This is a genomic window from Pseudomonas sp. G34 (assembly GCF_031119625.1).
In the GTDB taxonomy this organism is placed as follows: domain Bacteria; phylum Pseudomonadota; class Gammaproteobacteria; order Pseudomonadales; family Pseudomonadaceae; genus Aquipseudomonas.
On sequence record NZ_JAVHZV010000029.1, the window covers coordinates 90,910 to 108,691 of the forward strand.

The following is a 17,782-nucleotide window of genomic DNA, read 5'->3' on the forward strand; positions in this document are numbered from 1 at the left end:
GAGCATGGCGCGCCCGCTGCGGTTGGCGCGTGCCTTGCGGACGGATAAAGCCATGCAGCAAGACATCATTCTGGAAATGCGCGGCATCACCAAGACGTTCCCGGGCGTGAAGGCGCTCAACAACGTCAACCTCAAGGTGCGGCGCGGCGAAATTCATGCCCTGTGCGGTGAAAACGGCGCGGGCAAATCGACCCTGATGAAGGTGCTCAGTGGTGTCTATCCCCACGGCAGCTACGACGGCGAGATCATCTACGAAGGCAAGCCACTGGCCTGCAGCGGCATTCGCGACAGCGAGCGCGAAGGCATCATCATCATTCACCAGGAGCTGGCACTGGTGCCGCTGCTGTCGATTGCCGAGAACCTGTTTCTCGGCAACGAGATCGCCAGCAACGGCGTGATCGACTGGCCCGAGGTGTATCAGCGTACCGAAGGGCTGCTCAAGAAGGTCGGCCTCGACGAGATTGCCACCACGCCGGTGGAGAAGCTCGGCGTTGGCAAGCAGCAACTGGTGGAAATCGCCAAGGCGCTGGCCAAGGACGTCAAGCTGCTGATTCTCGACGAACCCACCGCGGCGCTGCAGGAGAACGACAGCCAGAAGCTGCTCGACCTGCTGCTGGAATTCCGTGCCCAGGGTATTTCCTCGATTCTGATCTCCCACAAGCTCAACGAAGTCAGCCGCGTTGCCGACAGCATCACGGTGCTGCGCGATGGCGCCTCGGTGAGCAGCATGGATTGCCACAGCGAAACGGTCAGCGAGGAAACCATCATTCGCGGCATGGTCGGCCGCGACATGGAGAACCGTTACCCGGAGCGCACGCCGCAGATCGGCGAAACCCTGCTGGAAATCCGCGACTGGAACGTCTGGCACCCCGAGTCGGCGTCCCGGCAGATGATCCGCAACGTCAACCTGCGGGTAGCGGCCGGTGAAGTGGTCGGTATCGCCGGGCTGATGGGAGCAGGGCGCACCGAGCTGGCGATGAGCGTGTTCGGCAGGAGCTACGGGCGCAACATCTCCGGCTCCGTGCACCTGCGCGGCAAGGAAATCGACGTGTCCACCGTGCGCCGCGCCGTCGACAACGGCATCGCCTATGTCACCGAAGACCGCAAGGAACTTGGCCTGGTGCTCGACGAAAGCATCCTGTGCAACACCACCCTGGCCAACCTGCCGGGCGTGTCGAAGCACGGGGTGATCGACGAGCACGAGGAGCGGCGCATCTCCGAGGAGTACCGCGAGGCGCTGCATATCCGCACGCCGGGGGTGTTCCAGAAGGTGCTCAACCTGTCTGGCGGCAACCAGCAGAAGGTGGTGCTCAGCAAATGGCTGTTCGCCAAACCCGAGGTGCTGATTCTCGACGAGCCCACCCGCGGTATCGACGTGGGCGCCAAGTTCGAGATCTACAGCCTGATCAACCAGCTGGCTGCCGACGGCAAGGGCGTGATCATCATTTCGTCGGAGATGCCCGAGCTGCTGGGCATGTGCGACCGCATTTACGTAATGAACGAAGGCGCCTTCCTGGGCGAACTGGCCCGTGAAGACGCGAGCCAGGAAAAGATCATGTCGATGATCGTCAAGGCGTGAGCGAGGACAACCCAATGGATAACAACACCCAATCAGCTCAAACCCGGCAGGTGGCGCGACCCTCGTTGCTGGGCCACATGAAGAGCCACATCCGCGACTACGGCATGCTGCTCACCCTGGTGGTCATCATGGCGCTGTTCGAGGTGCTCACCGACGGCACGCTGATGCGCCCGGTCAACCTCACCAACCTGCTGTTGCAGAACAGCTACATCATCATCATGGCCCTGGGCATGCTGCTGGTGATCGTCTCCGGGCACATCGACCTGTCGGTGGGCTCGGTGGTCGGCTTCGTCGGCGCGGCGGCGGCGGTGATGATGGTGCAGTGGGGCTGGTCGACGTCGGTGGTGGTTCCCGTCTGCCTGCTGATGGGTTGCCTGATCGGCGCGGCCCAGGGCTACTGGATCGCCTATTGGCAGATCCCCTCGTTCATCGTCACCCTGGCCGGCATGCTGGTGTTCCGTGGCCTGACCCTGGCCGTGCTCGATGGCCAGTCGATCGGCCCGTTCTCGAGCAGCTTCCAGCTGATGAGCAACGGCTTCATCCCGGACATCTTCGGGGTCGGCAAACCCAATGTGACGGCCATCGTGCTGGGCCTGTTCGCTGCCGGGCTGATCATCTACCTGGCCATCCGTGCCCGTCGCCGCGCCAAGCGCTACGGCATCGTCGACGAGCCGGCGCCGTTCTTCGTCGCCAAGAACCTGCTGATCGCTGGCGCCATCGTCTACATCGCCTACCTGCTGGCCACCTACCGCGGCCTGCCGAACGTGTTGATCATCATGGCCATGCTGATCAGCGCCTACACCTTCCTGACCAACCGCACCACCCTGGGCCGGCGCATCTACGCGATCGGCGGCAACGTCAAGGCGGCCAAGCTGTCGGGCATCAACACCGAACGCCTGACCTTCTTCGCCTTCGTCAACATGGGCATGCTCGCCGCCCTGGCCGGCTTGATCTTCGCCGCGCGCTTGAACACCGCTACGCCAAAGGCCGGGGTGTCCTTCGAACTGGACGTGATCGCCGCGGTGTTCATCGGCGGTGCGTCGATGTCCGGCGGCGTCGGCAAGATCATCGGCGCGGTGATCGGCGCGCTGATCATGGGGGTGATGAACAACGGCATGTCGATCCTCGGCATCGGCATCGAATGGCAGCAGGTGATCAAGGGCCTGGTGCTGCTGGCCGCGGTGATCTTTGACGTGGTGAACAAGAGCAAGTCCCGTTAACAGACGCGCAGTCGCTGTCACCATTCTTCCGCAGTACCGCGGGCGCCGGGCACAGCCGGGCGCCGCGGGATGAACACGAGGTAACAGGCCATGAATAGCCACAATCAACCATCAGGCAAGGCGCTGTACGCCGACCTGGCCGGGCGCACCGTGCTGATTTCCGGTGGCGCCACCGGCATCGGCCGCGCGCTGGTCACCGCGTTTGCCAAGCAGGGTGCGCGCACCGCCTTCGTCGACATCGACGACAAGCATGGCAAGGCCCTGGCCAGCGAGCTGAGCGAGGCGGGGCACCAGGTGCTGTTCCTGCGCTGCGACATCACCGATATCAAGGCCTACCAGGCGGCCATCTACAAGGTCGCCGAACAGTTCGGGCCGATCACCGCGCTGCTCAACAACGCCGCCAACGATGTGCGCCACGCCCTGGATTCGATCAGCGTGGAGCGTTTCGACGAGCTGATCGCGGTCAACCTGCGCCACGCCACCTTTGCCACCCAGGCGGTGGTGCCGATGATGCGCCAGGCCGGTGGCGGCGCGATCATCAACTTCGGCTCGGTAGGCTGGATGATGGCCTCGGCCGGCTACCCGGTGTACGCGGCGAGCAAGGCCGCCACCCACGGCCTGACCCGTGGCCTGGCGCGGGACCTGGGCAAGGACCGGATTCGCGTCAACACCCTGGTGCCCGGCTGGGTGATGACCGACAAGCAACTGGCCATGTGGGTCGATGAAACGGCCAAGGAACAGATTCGCCAGAACCAGTGCATGCCCGGCCAGTTGCTGCCCGAGCATATCGCCGACATGGCGCTGTTCCTGGCATCCGATGCGGCGGCGATGTGCACCGCACAGAATTTCATCGTTGATGGGGGTTGGGTATGAGTACCTTCAAACCGGCAGTCTGGCCACGCAAGCTGCGCTCCACCGAATGGTTCGGCGGCAACTCGCGGGATCACATCTACCACCGCAGCTGGATGAAGAACCAGGGCCTGCCCGCCGACCTGTTCGATGGCCGCCCGGTGATCGGCATCTGCAACACCTGGTCGCAGCTGACGCCCTGCAACGCCCACCTGCGTGACCTGGCCGAGCGCGTCAAGCACGGTATCTACGAAGCTGGCGGGCTGCCGCTGGAGTTCCCGGTGTTCTCGGCCGGGGAAAGCTCGCTGCGCCCGACCGCGATGATGTACCGCAACATGGCGGCGATGGACGTCGAAGAGGCGCTGCGCGCCAACCCGCTGGACGGCGTGGTGCTGCTGGCCGGCTGCGACAAGACCACCCCGGCGTTGCTGATGGGCGCGGCCAGCGTCGACATCCCGGCCATCGTGGTCTCCGGCGGGCCGATGCTCAACGGCTGGTTCCGTGGCGAGCGGGTCGGTTCGGGCACCGCGCTGTGGCAGATGTCCGAAGACATCAAGGCCGGCAAGATGAGCCGCGAAGATTTCCTCGAGGCCGAGCAGTCGATGTCGCGCTCGCCGGGCTCGTGCAACACCATGGGCACCGCCAGCACCATGGCCAGCATGGCCGAGGCGCTGGGCATGGCATTGTCCGGCAACGCGGCGATTCCGGCGGTGGACAGCCGTCGCCGGGTGGTCGCCCACCTGACCGGGCGGCGCATCGTGCAGATGGTCAAGGACGATCTGAAACCGTCCGACATCATGACCCGCCAGGCGTTCGAGAACGCCATCCGCGTCAACGGCAGCATCGGCGGCTCGACCAACGCGGTGATCCACCTGCTGGCCATCGCCGGCCGCGTCGGCGTCGACCTGACCCTGGATGACTGGGACCGCCTCGGCCAGGACATCCCCACCATCGTCAACCTGATGCCGTCAGGCAAATACCTGATGGAAGAGTTCTTCTACGCCGGCGGCCTGCCGGTGGTGATTCGCATGCTCGGCGAGGGCGGCAAGCTGCACAAGGGCGCGCTGACCGTCTCCGGGGAAACCATCTGGGAGGAGGTCAAGAACGTTCGCAACTGGAACGAAGACGTCATCCGCCCCGTGGACAAGGCACTCACCGCCAAGGGCGGCATCGCCGTGCTGCGCGGCAACCTGGCGCCCCGTGGCGCGGTGCTCAAGCCGTCCGCCGCCTCACCGCATTTGATGCAGCACCGTGGCCGCGCCGTGGTGTTCGAGGATATCGACGACTACAAGGCGAAGATCAACGACGAGAATCTGGATATCGACGAAAACTGCGTGATGGTGCTGAAGAACTGCGGCCCGCGTGGTTACCCGGGCATGGCCGAAGTGGGCAACATGGGCTTGCCGCCCAAGGTGCTGCGCAAGGGCATTACCGATATGGTGCGCATCTCCGATGCGCGGATGTCCGGTACCGCCTACGGCACCGTGGTGCTGCACACCACGCCGGAAGCGGCGGCCGGTGGCCCGCTGGCGGTGGTGCGCAATGGCGACATGATCGAGCTCGACGTGGAAGCGCGGCGCATCCACCTGGACATTCCCGATGAAGAGCTGCGCCAGCGCCTGGCCGAGTGGCAGCCGACCGTCGAGGCGCCGACCAGTGGCTATATCAAGCTGTTCCATGACCACGTCGAGGGCGCCGACAGCGGCGCGGATTTCGACTTCCTCAAGGGTTGCCGCGGCGCCGGTATTCCCAAAGACAGCCATTGACCGGAAGAGGGCAGTACATGAGCGAGGTCAGCTGGATCGCCGTCGACTGGGGCACCACGCAACTGCGTGCCTGGGCGCTGTCGGCCGGCGGCGAGGTGCTGCAGCACGCCGCGTCGGCGCGTGGCATGGGCAGCCTGGCGGTGGGTCAGTTCGAAGGCGCGTTGCTGGAACTGATCGACGGCTGGCTGGATGCCGCGCGGGTCACCGAGGTGGTTGCCTGCGGCATGGTCGGTGCGCGTCAGGGCTGGCGTGAGGCGCCCTATGCGGAGGTGCCCTGTGCGCCCCAGGCCATGGCGCGGATGATCAGCCCCGAGGTGAGCGATACGCGCATGCGTGTGTCGATCATTCCCGGGCTTTGCCAGCGCGATCCGGCCGATGTGCTGCGCGGCGAAGAAACCCAGATCGCCGGCCTGTTGGCCGCGCGACCGGACTATCACGGCCTGGTCTGCCTGCCGGGTACCCACAGCAAATGGGCCGAGGTACGGGAGGGCCAGGTGCTCGGCTTCCAGACCTTCATGACCGGTGAGCTGTTCGCGCTGCTCAGCGGGCAGTCGGTGCTGCGTCATGGCATGCGCGGTGACCCGCCATTCGATTTGCCGGCATTCGAGGCGGGCTTGCGTGCCGCTAGCGAGCGCCCGTTGCTCGGCGCCTTGTTCGGCCTGCGCGCCGAGAGCCTGCTCGAAGGCCTGGCTCCGACGGCTGCATGGGCGCGCCTATCCGGGTTGTTGATCGGCCAGGAGCTGGCGGGATTAGCGGAACGCTGGCAGGGCCTGCCGGTCTGTGTAATCGGTGATGACCAAGCGGCCGAGCGCTACCGTCATGCACTGGCGACCCTGAACATCGCGGCGCAGACCCTGAGCGCCGAACAGGTCACCCTGGCCGGCCTGGCGGCTGCCCATCAGCACATTCGAGGAGGCACCTGAACATGACTGCGAATCCCCACGGCAGCACCACCGCGCGTATCGCCGACTCGCGCGCCTGCACCCTGGGCGAGGGCGTGTTCTGGCACCCGCAGCGCGAACAGCTGTTCTGGTTCGATATCCTCGGCAAGCGTCTGCTCAGCCAGCAGGATGGCCAGCCGCTGGAGTGGGCGCTCGACGAGCGTGCCTCGGCCGCTGGCTGGATCGACCGTGATCGCCTGCTGATGGCCAGCGAAACCGCCTTGTCGATCTTCGATGTGCGCAGTGGCGCGCGGGAGCAGGTTTGCGCGCTGGAGGCCGACAACCCGCTGACCCGTTCCAACGATGGTCGTGCGGACCCCTGGGGTGGTTTCTGGATCGGCACCATGGGCCTCGAGGCCCAGCCGCAGGCGGGCGCCATCTATCGCTACTACCGTGGCGAGCTGCGCCGGCTGTTCGCCGATCTCAGCATCACCAACGCCATCTGCTTCTCGCCGGATCAGCGCTTCGCCTATTTCGCCGATACCGCCCGCCAGCAGATCTGGCGCCAGGCGCTGGACGAGCAGCATGGCTGGCCGAACGGCGAACCACAGCCATTCATCGATGGCCGGGTGGCCGGCCTGAATCCAGATGGCGCGGTGATCGACAGCCAGGGCCGGCTATGGAGCGCGCAGTGGGGCGCGTCGCGGGTCGCCTGTTATGACAGCGAAGGGCAGTTCCTGCAGGCGGTGGCATTCCCGGCGTCGCAGATATCCTGCCCGGCGTTCGGTGGCGCGGATCTGAGTACCCTGTTCGCCACCTCGGCACGTGATGGCCTGGAGGACGACCAACTCGACGCCGAACCCCATGCCGGCAAGTTGTTCGCCGTGAATGTACCCGCCCAGGGCCAGGCCGAGCATCAGGTGGTGCTCTAAGCACCTGTTCACGATCTTGTTAGGCGATATCAAAGAGGCTGCTACAAGGCCGAAGCAGCCGCCGCTGATCCATTGTGGGAGCGGGCCATGCCTGCGAAAGTCACGGGCATGGACTGGGCGTCCCCGCCCGTTCCCACGGGATAGGGGAGCGTCCGAAGCGCTGAAGTCGAGCCGCAAGATCGTGAACAGGCTCTAGGCACAGGCTGCCTTCCGGGCAATACCAGGCAATACATCCGCTACGCCTCAGGAGCCCGGAACAGAGCCGCTACCGGCCACCGTCCAGGGCATTTGTCGCTTAAATTCATGTGTGGAGGTAAATAGCCGGTAAAGAGGCTTTGCTTCATGCCGAGGAGTGCTTATCGTTCACGCTCCTCACAGGAAGCGATTGGCTCATGTCCGAAGTAAACACAACGTCCAGCACCCCATTCTTCAAACGTCAGTGGTTTATCGGCCTGCTCTTGCTGGCGCTGGTCATCGTGCTGATCTGGTGGTTCTGGCCGGCCAAAAGCGCGCCGCAGGAGATGCCAGGCTGGGGGTTCGATAATGTGCCGGTGCGCATCGCCCAGGTCGAGTCCCGCGACTTTCCCATCGTCCTCAAGGCCCTGGGTACCGTCACTGCGTACAACACCGCCAATGTACGCGCCCGCGTCGATGGCCAGCTGACGCAGGTGCTGTTCAAGGACGGCCAGCCGGTCAAGGCGGGTGACGTGCTGGTGCAGATCGATCCGCGTCCTTACCAGATCGCCCTGCAACAGGCCCAGGGCACCCTGGCCCAGAACCAGGCCCAGCTGCGCGCCGCCGAAAAGGATCTGGCGCTGTACCGCGGCCTGTTCAAGGAAGACTCCATCGCCCGCCAGACCCTGGATACCCAGGAAGCGCTGGTCGGCCAGTACCGCGGTACCCTGCAGAACAACCAGGCCGCCGTGGCCGAGGCCAAGCTCAATCTGGACTTCACCAAGGTGCGTGCGCCCATCGATGGTCGCCTGGGCATTCGCCAGGTCGACCTGGGCAACCTGGTCGCTTCCGGCGATACCGACCCGATCGTGTCGATCACCCAGACGCAGCCGATCTCCGTGATGTTCACCTTGCCGGAAGGCGAGCTGCCGGCCGTGGTCAAGCAGGTGCGTGCGGATCAGAAACTGGTGGTGCAGGCCTGGGATCGCGGCGAAAAGCTGCAGCTGGCCGAGGGCGTGCTGGAGAGCCTGGACAACCAGATCGATACCGCCACCGGCACGGTCAAGCTCAAGGCGCGCTTCGAGAACGCCGACGAGATGCTGTTCCCCAACCAGTTCGTCAATGCCCGCCTGCAGGTCTCGGTGCGCAACGACGCGCTGCTGGTGCCGGTCGCCGCGCTGCAGTTCGGGGCCGATGGCACCTTCGTGTACGCCATCGACGCAGAAGACAAGGTGCAGGTCCGGGCCGTCAAGGTCGGCCCCAGCGATGGCGAGTTCACGGTGATCGAGGAGGGTGTCGCGGCGGGTGAGCGCGTCGTGGTCGAGGGCACCGACCGCCTGCGCGAAGGCAACAAGGTCGAGGTGATCGGCGAAGGCACCAGCGAGCCGCCCGCCACCGGGGAAGCCGCGCCGCGGGTGCGTAGCGCTTCATGAACGTCTCGCGCCTGTTCATCCTGCGCCCGGTCGCCACCACGCTGATCATGCTGGCGATCTTCCTCAGTGGTGTGATCGCCTATCGGCTGTTGCCGGTGTCGGCATTGCCCGAGGTGGACTACCCGACCATCCGCGTGATGACCCTGTATCCGGGCGCCAGCCCGGACGTGATGACCAGCGCGGTGACCGCGCCGCTGGAGCGCCAGTTCGGGCAGATGGCCGGCCTGCAGCAGATGTCGTCGACCAGCTCCGGTGGCGCCTCGGTGATCACCCTGCGTTTCAACCTGGAAGTGCAGCTGGATGTCGCCGAGCAGGAAGTGCAGGCGGCGATCAATGGCGCCACCAACCTGCTGCCCAACGATTTGCCGGCGCCGCCGGTGTACAGCAAGGTCAACCCGGCCGACACGCCGGTGCTGACCCTGGCGGTGACCTCCAAGGAACTGCCGCTGCCCCAGGTCAATGACCTGGTCGACACCCGCCTGGCCCAGAAGCTCGCGCAAACCACCGGCGTCGGCCTGGTGTCGCTGGCCGGCGGTCAGCGCCCGGCGGTGCGCATCCGCGTCAATCCCGAGGCCCTGGCGGCCTACGGCCTGAATCTGTCGGACGTGCGCAACCTGATCAACGCCAGCAACGTCAACCAGCCCAAGGGCAACTTCGACGGCCCGACGCGGGTGGCCCAGCTCGATGCCAACGACCAGTTGCGTTCGGCCGACGAATACCGCGACCTGATCCTCACCTACGCCAACGGCGCGGCGCTGCGCCTGGGCGACGTGGCGCAGATCGTCGACGGCGCCGAGAACCAGCGCCTGGCCGCCTGGGCCAACCGCAACAGCGCGGTGCTGGTCAACGTGCAGCGCCAGCCAGGCGCCAACGTCATCGACGTGGTCGACCGCATCCAGACCCTGTTGCCCAACCTGACCCAGGGCCTGCCGGCCAGCGTCGAGGTGACGGTGCTCACCGACCGCACCCAGACCATCCGCGCCGCGGTACGCGACGTGCAGCACGAGCTGATGCTGGCCATCGCCCTGGTGGTGATGGTCACCTTCCTGTTCCTGCGCAAGGTGTCGGCCACGCTGATTCCCTCGGTGGTGGTGCCGCTGTCGCTGATCGGCACCTTCGGGGTGATGTACCTGGCCGGCTTCACGGTCAATAACCTGACATTGATGGCGCTGACCATCGCCACCGGTTTCGTGGTCGATGACGCCATCGTCATGCTGGAGAACATCGCCCGCCATCTCGAGGATGGCGAGACACCACTCAACGCCGCGCTCAAGGGCGCCCGGCAGATCGGCTTCACCCTGGTGTCGCTGACCCTGTCGCTGATCGCCGTGCTGATCCCGCTGCTGTTCATGGCCGATGTGGTGGGGCGGCTGTTCCGCGAATTTGCCATCACCCTGGCGGTGGCCATCCTGATTTCCCTGGTGATTTCCCTGACCCTGACGCCGATGATGTGCGCGCGCCTGCTCAGGCACGAGCCGGAAGCCGAGCAGGGGCGTTTCTACCGTGGCGCCGGGGCCGTCATCGACCGCATGATCGAGCGCTATTCGGTGGGCCTGCGCTGGGTGCTGCGCCATCAGCCGCTGACCCTGCTGGTGGCCATCGGCACCATGGCGCTGACCGTGGTGCTCTACCTGGCGGTGCCCAAGGGCTTCTTTCCGGTGCAGGACACCGGGGTGATCCAGGGCATTTCCGAGGCGCCGCAGTCGATTTCCTTCAGTGCCATGAGCGAGCGCCAGCAGCGCCTGGCCGACGTGATTCTCAAGGATCCGGCGGTGGCCAGCCTGTCGTCCTACATTGGCGTCGATGGTGACAACCCGACCCTCAACAGCGGGCGCATCCTGATCAACCTCAAACCCCATGCCGAGCGCGAGGTGAGCGCCGCCCAGGTGATCGAGCGGCTGCGCCCGGAGCTGGCCAAGCTCGCCGGTATCGAGCTGTTCATGCAGCCGGTTCAGGATCTCTCCATTGAGGATCGGGTCAGCCGTACCCAGTTCCAGTTCAGCCTGGAGTCGCCGGATCCGGCCCTGCTGGAAACCTGGTCGGCGAAGCTGGTCGAGGCGCTGCGCCAGCAGCCCGAACTCAGCGACGTGAACAGTGATCTGCAGAGCCGCGGCCTGCAGGTGTACCTGAACATCGACCGCGACATGGCCGGGCGCCTGGGCGTGAGCGTCGCCAATATCGACGACGCGCTTTACGACGCCTTCGGCCAGCGGCAGATCTCCACCATCTACACCCAGGCCAGCCAGTACCGCGTGGTGCTGGAAAGCGCCAATGGCGGCAGCATCGGGCCGGCCGCGTTGCGCCAGATCCACGTGGCCACCGCCGACGGCAAGCAGGTGCCACTGTCGTCGCTGGCCCAGGTCGAGGAGCGCGCGGCGAGCCTGTTGATCAACCATATCGGCCAGTTCCCGGCAGCCACCTTGTCGTTCAACCTCAGCCCCGGGGTGGCCCTGGGCGATGCGGTGGCGGTGATCGAGCGGGTGCAGCAGGAAATCGAGATGCCGGTCAGCGTGCAGGTCAACTTCCAGGGCGCCGCCGAGGCGTTCCGCGCTTCGTTGTCGTCCACGCTGCTGCTGATCCTGGCGGCCATCGTCACCATGTACATCGTGCTCGGCGTGCTCTACGAGAGCTACATCCACCCGATCACCATCCTCTCGACCTTGCCGTCGGCCGGTGTCGGCGCCTTGCTGGCGCTGCTGCTGACCGGCAATGATCTGGGGCTGATCGCGATCATCGGCATCATCCTGCTGATCGGCATCGTCAAGAAGAACGCCATCATGATGATCGACTTCGCCCTCGACGCCGAGCGCCACCAGGCCATGACGCCCCATGACGCGATCTACCAGGCGGCGCTGCTGCGTTTCCGGCCGATCCTGATGACCACCCTGGCGGCGCTGTTCGGCGCCATTCCGCTGATGCTCGCTTCCGGCTCCGGCGCCGAGCTGCGTCAGCCCCTGGGCCTGGTAATGGTCGGCGGGCTGCTGCTCAGCCAGATCCTCACGCTGTTCACCACGCCGGTGATCTACCTGTACTTCGATCGCCTGGCGCGGCGCGTCAGTGGCCGCAGCGCGGCGGGTGTGCCGAGCGCATGAACCTTTCGGCACCCTTCATCCGCCGCCCGGTGGCCACGCTATTGCTGAGCCTGGCAATCATGCTGCTCGGCGGCGTCAGCTTCGGCCTGCTGCCGGTGGCGCCGCTGCCCAACATGGATTTCCCGGTGATCACCGTGCAGGCCAGCCTGCCCGGTGCCAGCCCCCAGGTGATGGCGGCCACCGTGGCCACGCCGCTGGAGCGCTCGCTGGGCGCCATCGCCGGCGTCAGCCAGATGAACAGCAACAGCAGCCAGGGCAACACGCGGATCATGATCGAGTTCGATCTGGACCGTGACATCAACGCCGCGGCGCGGGAAGTGCAGGCCGCCATCAATGCCTCCCGCGAGCTGCTGCCCAGCGGCATGCGCAGCATGCCGACGTACCGCAAGATCAACCCCTCCCAGGCGCCGATCATGGTGCTGTCGCTGACCTCGACGGTGCTCGACAAGGGCCAGCTGTACGACGTGGCCTCGACCATCGTCGGCCAGAAACTCTCCCAGGTCACCGGCGTGGGCGAAGTGCAGATCGGTGGCAGTTCGCTGCCGGCCGTGCGCGTGGCCCTGGAGCCGCGCCTGCTCGATCAGTACGGCGTGGCCCTGGACGACGTGCGCTCGACCATCGCCGCGGCCAACGCCAAGCGGCCCAAGGGCGCGGTCGAGGACGCCGGGCGCCACTGGCAGGTACAGGCCAGTGATCAGCTGGAGCGCGCCGCCGACTACGTGCCGATGATCATCCGCTACCAGGACGGCGCGGCGATCCGCCTGGGTGATGTCGCCCAGGTCACCGATGGCGTGCAGGACCGTTACAACAGCGGTTTCTACAACGACAAGCAGGCCGTGCTGGTGGTGGTGAACCGGCAAAGCGGGGCGAACATCATCGAGACCGTGGCCGGTATCCGCGCCTTGTTGCCGGAGCTGCGCAGCGTGATTCCGGCCAGTGTCGACCTGGAAGTGGCCATGGATCGCTCGCCGGTGATCCGCGCCACCCTCAAGGAGGCCGAACATACCTTGCTGATCGCCGTGGTTTTGGTGATTCTGGTGGTGTTCGCCTTCCTGCGGCGCTGGCGCGCGGCGCTGATTCCCGCCCTGGCGGTGCCGGTGTCGCTGGTCGGCTCGTTCGCCGCCATGTACCTGCTCGGCTTCTCGCTGAACAACCTGTCGCTGATGGCGCTGATCATCGCCACCGGCCTGGTGGTGGACGACGCCATCGTGGTGCTGGAGAACATCAGCCGGCATATCGAGGCCGGCGAAACGCCCATGGCGGCGGCCTTCAAGGGCGCCCGCGAGGTGGGCTTCACGCTGCTGTCGATGAACGTCTCGCTGGTGGCGGTGTTTCTGTCCATCTTGTTCATGGGCGGGCTGGTGGAGCGCTTGTTCCGCGAGTTCTCCATCACCCTGGCGGTGGCCATCGTCATCTCCCTGGTGGTGTCGCTGACGCTCACGCCGATGCTCTGCGCGCGCTGGCTCAAGCCGGAACCCAAGCACGAGGCCCGTGAGCCGGGGCGGCTGGAGGCCATCGGCGCGCGTATCGTGCGCGGTTATGAACGCAGCCTGGACTGGGCGCTGCGCCACTCGCTGCTGATGCTGATCAGCCTGTTCGCGACCATCGCCCTCAACGTGTTCCTGTTCGTCAGCGTGCCGAAGACCTTCATGCCGCAGCAGGATACCGGCCAGCTGATGGGCTTTATCCGCGGCGACAACGGCCTGTCTTTCCAGGTCATGCAGCCGAAGATGGAAGCCTACCGGCGGGCGATCCTCGCCGACCCGGCGGTGGAGAGCGTGGCGGGCTTTATCGGTGGCAACAGCGGCATCAACAACGCCATCATCATCGTGCGCCTCAAGCCGATCGCCGAACGCGACATATCGGCCCAGCAGGTGATCGACCGCCTGCGCAAGGAAGTGCCGAAGATTCCCGGCGGGCGGATGTTCCTGATGCCCGATCAGGACCTGCAGGTCGGCGGCCGCCAGGGGCGCAGCTCGGAAAACGAATACATGCTGATGTCCGGTGACCTGGATGCCCTGCGCGAGTGGCTGCCCAAGGTGCGCGAGGCGCTGCGTGCATTGCCCGAGCTGACCGATATCGATGCCACCGAAGACGGCGGTGCGCCGCAGATTCGCCTGGTGGTCGACCGCGACGAAGCCAAGCGCCTCGGCGTGGACATGAGCCTGGTCACTGGCGTGCTCAACAACGCCTTCAGCCAGCGGCAGATCTCCACCATCTACGACAGCCTCAACCAGTACAGCGTGGTGATGGAGATCAACCCGCGCTATGCCCAGAGCCCCGAGGCCCTGGCGCAGATCCAACTGATCACCGCAGACGGCGCGCGGGTGCCGTTGTCGGCCATCGCCCACTGGGAAAACAGCCTGGAAGACGACCGTATCAGCCACCAGGGCCAGTTCGCCGTGGAGAACATCGGCTTTTCCCTGGCCGAAGGCGTCAGCCTCGACCAGGCGACCCGTGCCATCGACCGCGCGGTGGCGCGCATCGCCCTGCCCACCGAGGTACAGGGCATGCTGGGCGGCACGGGTGGCGCGTTCCAGCAGACGCAGAAGAACCAGCCGTGGATGATCCTGATGTCGCTGGTGGTGGTGTATATCGTGCTCGGCGTGCTCTACGAGAGCTACGTGCACCCGCTGACCATCCTCTCCACGCTGCCCTCGGCGGGCGTCGGTGCACTGCTGGCGCTGCAGTTGCTCAACACCGAGTTCAGCCTGATCTCGCTGCTGGGGCTGTTCCTGCTGATCGGTGTGGTGAAGAAGAACGCCATCCTGATGATCGACCTGGCGCTGCAGCTCGAGCGCCACGAGCACCTAAGCCCGGCCGAATCGATCCGCCGTGCCTGCCTGTTGCGCTTCCGGCCGATCATGATGACCACCCTGGCGGCGCTGCTCGGCGCCTTGCCGCTGATGCTCGGCAGCGCCGAGGGCTCGGAAATGCGCCAGCCGCTGGGTATCACCATCGTCGGCGGGCTGATTCTCAGCCAGATCCTCACGCTTTACACCACGCCTGTGGTCTACCTCTATCTCGACCGCCTGCGCCACCGGGTCAACCGCTGGCGTGGCGTGCGTACCGATGCTGCTCTGGAAACGCCTCTATGACTTTTGCCCCCCGTCGAACCCTTTGTCTGCTGGCGCTCAGCGTTGCCCTGGCCGGCTGCGCCATCGGGCCGGATTACCAGCGCCCGGAGATCAGCACGCCGGCCGCCTTCAAACAGGCCGAAGGCTGGAAGGCCGCGGTGCCGGCCGATGCCCTGGCGCGTGGCGCCTGGTGGGAGCTGTACGCTGACGGCGAACTGAATGGGCTGGTCGGTCGCCTCAACGTTTCCAACCAGAACCTGGCCGCTTCCGAAGCCCAGTACCGCCAGGCCCGGGCCTTGCTGCGCAGCGGCCGTGCCGCCTTCTTCCCGACCCTGTCGACCAGCGCCGGTATGACTCGGGCCGGGCAGGGTGGTGGCGACAGTACGCTACGCACCGCCGACGGCATCGCCATCGGCGGCGGCAACTCGTCGAGCATCAGCAAGAACTACGACCTGAGCCTCAACGCCAGCTGGGAGCTGGACGTGTGGGGCAAGCTGCGCCGCGGCCTGGAGTCCAACCGCGCGGCCTTCGAAGCCAGCGCCGCCGACCTGGCCGCGGTGCGCCTGAGCCTGCAGTCCGAACTGGTGCAGAGCTACCTGCAATTGCGCGTGCTGGACGAGCAGCAACGCCTGCTCGACGCCACCGTGGCGGCCTACCAGCGTTCGCTGCGCCTGACCGAGAACCAATACCGCGCCGGCATCGTGCCGCGCTCCGACGTTGCCCAGGCGCTGACCCAGCTGCGCAGCACCGAAGCCCAGGCCATCGACCTGCAGTGGCAACGCGCGCAGCTCGAACATGCCATTGCCGTATTGATCGGCGTGCCGCCGAGTGAAGTCAGTATCGCCCGCCGCGAAAGCCTGCCGACACTGCCCGAGGTGCCGGCCAGCGTGCCATCCGAGCTGCTGGAGCGGCGCCCCGACGTGGCCGCTGCCGAGCGCCGGGTGATTGCCGCCAACGCCGAGATCGGTGTGGCCAAGGCCGCCTGGTTTCCTGACCTGACCCTGTCCGCCACGGGCGGCTACCGCGGCAGCAGTTTCGCCGACTGGATCAATTTGCCGAACCGCTTCTGGTCGGTGGGCCCGCAGCTGGCCCTGACCCTGTTCGATGGCGGCCGGCGCAGCGCCGAGAACGAGCGGGTCGAAGCGGCCTACGACCAGACCGTGGCCGAGTACCGCCAGGCGGTGCTGGACAGCTTCCGCGAGGTCGAGGATTACCTGGTGCAGCAGCGCGTACTGGGCCGCGAGGCCGAGGTGCAGGCCCAGGCGCTGGAGGCGGCCCGCGAGTCGCTGCGTTTGATCGACAACCAGTACCGCGCCGGCACCGTGGACTACAACAGCGTGGTCAACGTGCAGGCCACCGCCCTGAGCAACGAGCGCAACGCCCTGACGCTACTGGGCAGCCGCCTGACCGCCAGCGTGCAGCTGATCGCCGCTCTGGGCGGTGGCTGGGATGTGCAGCAGCTCGAAGAAGGCGAGGATTAACCACCATTCGTAGCCCGGGTCGAGCGCAGCGACACCCGGGATCTTCATGGCGCGCCAACAATCCCGGGTTACGCCTGCGGCTAACCCGGGCTACAGGCCAGGTGCTGGTCAAGCCTGGCGGTACACGCCCTTGCCCGGCAGGCGCTCGCGATCGTGGGGCGCGTCGAAATCCAGCGCCGGCCCCTTGGGCACGATGCCGGTCGGGTTGATGGTCTGGTGGCTGGCGTAGTAGTGGTGCTGGATGTGCCACATGTCCACGGTTGCCGCCACGCCCGGCCACTGGTAGAGCTCACGCAGCCAGTTGTCGAGGTTCGGGTAGTCGGCGATGCGCCGCAGGTTGCACTTGAAGTGGCCGTGGTACACGGCATCGAAGCGCACCAGGGTGGTGAACAGCCGCCAGTCGGCCTCGGTCAGGTACTCGCCGGTCAGGTAGCGTGATTGCCCCAGGCGGGTTTCCAGTACCGTCAGCTCATCGAACAGTTCATCGAAGGCTTCTTCGTAGGCCGCCTGGGTGGTGGCGAAGCCGGCGCGGTAGACGCCGTTGTTGACGCTGGGGTAGATGTGCTCATTGAGCGCGTCGATTTCGGCGCGCAGGGGCTCGGGGTAGAAATCCAGATGATTGCCGGTCAGGCCATCGAACGCCGAGTTGAACATGCGGATGATCTCCGCCGACTCGTTGCTGACGATGCGTTGCTGCCTTTTGTCCCACAGCAGCGGCACGGTGACACGGCCGGTGTACTCCGGGTCGTCCTGGGTGTAGCGCTGATGCAGAAAGGCAAAGCCGTCCAGGGCGTCGCCACTGGAGCCGTGTTCGGTGTCGAAGGTCCAGCCGTTCTCGCGCATCAGCCAGCTGACCACCGAGACGTCGATCAGCGGCTCGAGGCCCTTGAGCGTGCGCAGGATCAGGGTGCGGTGCGCCCAGGGGCAGGCCAGCGACACGTACAAGTGATAGCGCCCGGCTTCGGCGGCGAAGCCACCTTCGCCGGACGGCCCGGCCGAGCCGTCGGCGGTGATCCAGTTGCGCCGCTGGGCGTTCTCGCGCTTGAAGCGCCCGCCCGCGCCGGTGTCGTACCATTGGTCGTGCCATTGGCCTTCGATCAGCAAGCCCATATTCGTTTACTCCCTTGTCATCTAGCAGGCTGTTGAAAAACTACCTGCGTTGCCACTGCGTCGTTAAAAACAGGCTCAAAATGCTCATTTACAGCAGTAAACTCCGCTTTTTCGCCTGTTTTCGCCTCGCATCGGCTGCCTCGGCTACGTTTTTCAACGGCCTGTTCATTGCCTGGAGTCTACCCAGT

At 65.8% G+C, this 17,782-nt stretch carries 11 protein-coding genes; 10 read left to right on the forward strand and 1 reads right to left on the reverse strand.

The features are described from left to right. The first annotated feature begins 52 nt into the window (after positions 1 to 52). The 10 genes from mmsA to QYS36_RS18610 all read left to right on the forward strand — a co-directional run bounded on the left by mmsA (position 53) and on the right by QYS36_RS18610 (position 16,484). On the forward strand, positions 53 to 1,579 hold the full coding sequence (mmsA, locus tag QYS36_RS18565) for a multiple monosaccharide ABC transporter ATP-binding protein (RefSeq protein WP_308840868.1): 1,527 nt from the start codon (positions 53 to 55) through the stop codon (positions 1,577 to 1,579). A 14-nt stretch (positions 1,580 to 1,593) separates the two neighbouring features. Further along, a complete protein-coding gene (gene mmsB / locus QYS36_RS18570; RefSeq protein WP_308840869.1) occupies positions 1,594 to 2,799 on the forward strand; it encodes a multiple monosaccharide ABC transporter permease in 1,206 nt (401 codons plus the stop codon). A 90-nt stretch (positions 2,800 to 2,889) separates the two neighbouring features. Further along, a complete protein-coding gene (locus tag QYS36_RS18575) occupies positions 2,890 to 3,672 on the forward strand; it encodes an SDR family oxidoreductase (protein ID WP_308840870.1) in 783 nt (260 codons plus the stop codon). Beyond that, positions 3,669 to 5,414, forward strand: coding sequence for an L-arabinonate dehydratase (gene araD, locus QYS36_RS18580; protein WP_308840871.1), 1,746 nt, complete (start codon positions 3,669 to 3,671; stop codon positions 5,412 to 5,414). Before QYS36_RS18575 ends, araD begins: the two co-directional genes overlap by 4 nt. Before the next feature lie 17 nt (positions 5,415 to 5,431). Continuing rightward, on the forward strand, positions 5,432 to 6,337 hold the full coding sequence (locus QYS36_RS18585; RefSeq protein ID WP_308840872.1) for a 2-dehydro-3-deoxygalactonokinase: 906 nt from the start codon (positions 5,432 to 5,434) through the stop codon (positions 6,335 to 6,337). A 2-nt stretch (positions 6,338 to 6,339) separates the two neighbouring features. Continuing rightward, positions 6,340 to 7,227, forward strand: coding sequence for an SMP-30/gluconolactonase/LRE family protein (locus QYS36_RS18590; RefSeq protein ID WP_308840873.1), 888 nt, complete (start codon positions 6,340 to 6,342; stop codon positions 7,225 to 7,227). Between the two features lie 392 nt (positions 7,228 to 7,619). After that, positions 7,620 to 8,834, forward strand: coding sequence for an MdtA/MuxA family multidrug efflux RND transporter periplasmic adaptor subunit (locus QYS36_RS18595; protein WP_308840874.1), 1,215 nt, complete (start codon positions 7,620 to 7,622; stop codon positions 8,832 to 8,834). Next, on the forward strand, positions 8,831 to 11,926 hold the full coding sequence (locus QYS36_RS18600) for an MdtB/MuxB family multidrug efflux RND transporter permease subunit (protein WP_308840875.1): 3,096 nt from the start codon (positions 8,831 to 8,833) through the stop codon (positions 11,924 to 11,926). Before QYS36_RS18595 ends, QYS36_RS18600 begins: the two co-directional genes overlap by 4 nt. Further along, entirely contained in the window at positions 11,923 to 15,024 is a 3,102-nt protein-coding gene (locus QYS36_RS18605) for an efflux RND transporter permease subunit (protein WP_308840876.1), read from the forward strand. Before QYS36_RS18600 ends, QYS36_RS18605 begins: the two co-directional genes overlap by 4 nt. Continuing rightward, complete coding sequence (locus QYS36_RS18610; protein WP_308840877.1) at positions 15,021 to 16,484, forward strand: efflux transporter outer membrane subunit; 1,464 nt, start codon at positions 15,021 to 15,023, stop codon at positions 16,482 to 16,484. The genes QYS36_RS18605 and QYS36_RS18610 overlap by 4 nt, the downstream gene beginning before the upstream one ends. A 108-nt stretch (positions 16,485 to 16,592) precedes the next feature. Here the strand turns inward: QYS36_RS18610 and QYS36_RS18615 are convergent, their stop codons facing one another. After that, on the reverse strand, positions 16,593 to 17,594 hold the full coding sequence (locus QYS36_RS18615) for a glutathione S-transferase family protein (protein ID WP_308840878.1): 1,002 nt from the start codon (positions 17,592 to 17,594) through the stop codon (positions 16,593 to 16,595). Between the last annotated feature and the right edge of the window lie 188 nt (positions 17,595 to 17,782).